The sequence below is a fragment of the Synechococcus sp. RC10A2 genome, from assembly GCF_047502605.1.
Genome location: NZ_JANSHP010000009.1, coordinates 1 through 1,168, shown reverse-complemented (window position 1 = coordinate 1,168; position 1,168 = coordinate 1). Strand labels below are relative to the sequence as shown.

The 1,168-nt window shown below is 59.9% G+C and carries 3 protein-coding genes; all 3 read right to left on the bottom strand.

Features of this window, described 5'->3' with window-relative positions:
• Positions 1 to 104: 104 nt before the first annotated feature.
• The 3 genes from NW848_RS00985 to NW848_RS00975 all read right to left on the bottom strand — a co-directional run bounded on the left by NW848_RS00985 (position 105) and on the right by NW848_RS00975 (position 930).
• Positions 105 to 530 carry a hypothetical protein gene (locus tag NW848_RS00985; protein WP_011430137.1) on the bottom strand — a complete coding sequence of 142 codons (426 nt, stop codon included), beginning with the start codon at positions 528 to 530 and terminating at the stop codon, positions 105 to 107.
• Between the two features lie 98 nt (positions 531 to 628).
• Entirely contained in the window at positions 629 to 760 is a 132-nt protein-coding gene (locus tag NW848_RS00980; protein WP_255322549.1) for a hypothetical protein, read from the bottom strand.
• Positions 760 to 930 (bottom strand): chlororespiratory reduction 6 domain-containing protein, encoded by a 171-nt coding sequence (locus NW848_RS00975; protein WP_240527377.1) that lies wholly within the window; start codon positions 928 to 930, stop codon positions 760 to 762. Before NW848_RS00975 ends, NW848_RS00980 begins: the two co-directional genes overlap by 1 nt.
• Between the last annotated feature and the right edge of the window lie 238 nt (positions 931 to 1,168).

The following is a 1,168-nucleotide window of genomic DNA, read 5'->3' as shown; positions in this document are numbered from 1 at the left end:
CGGCGGTGGAAGTGGCGCCGGCCATCCGCGGCTAATCCACTCCTGACCTAGTCGACCAGTCCTTCTTGAATCCCCTGGCAGACGCTGGGGGGTTTTTCTGCTTTTCATAGAACGTAGCCCAGTTGCTCAAGGGAATCGGTGTCCCAAAGGATCTGCCCATCCAGAGCCATTCTCCCCTGCACCGGCATTCCAACTTGAGCCTCTAGGCGTGGGATCAAAGCTGCATCCAGCTCCTCCAAAGCTTGGGGATCCTCGGTTTCGGGCAGGGATCCGACCAGCACCCAGCCCAAGTTGCGGACCTTGGCTTGGCGCATCAGGGCGGCAAAGGCGGTTGCTTGGCTCAGGGCGGCCTCCCGTCGCAGCGTTAAGAGCAGGCTAAACCCCCAAGCATGGGCCAAATCGGCCCAGGTTTGGCCTGGCTCCAGGGGATCGGCGACACTGCCCGGCAGAACCAGGAGGGGATTGGTTGCCCGCTCGCCGATTTGTTGCCAGAGGGCCTTGAGCTGAGCTTCCGAAGGGTTGGGATCCACCCTGAGCTGGACTCAAGGTCTCTGGACCACCTCTTGCCAGGCGCTGGCCACTGCTGCGGCTCCGGGGATCCCCGGCCAGGTATCGGCCACCATCACCCTCATGAGTTCGGATCCCCCACCTCAGACTCCCAGAGAGTGAGAAACTCCAGCTGGACCTCGAAGCCAAACACCAAAGCCATATCCCGCAGCATCGAGAGGGATCCCAGTTTCTGCTGCTTGAACCACCGCATCAACACAAAGAGATTTCCAGCGCTTCTGGGTTGTAAACAATGCCCTCGCGAGGGTTGAATTGATGGGGCACCAACATGGCTGCGTAACGGGCCAGCTCTCCTTGGCGCCAGTTGAGGAAGTAGGGCATCCAGGGGCAGACCGTGTCCCAACGAATAAACCACAGGCGCACCTCCGGGATCTCCGACAGCTCGCGCGGATCGTCGGGGCTGCGCGGCCAATCGATGGCGCATTACACCTGCTGGGCAGCCCGGACAGGATCCGCCATCAACGTTTTCAACAGCTCATGGCCCGGGGTTAAATCCAGAGCTTGAATGGCTTTAGCAGGAAGGTAGAAGGTAATCGGCACGACGACACAGCTACAGCCTGTTAAGGGCTCAAGGGGTACAATAGCAGCACTTAGCAAACCA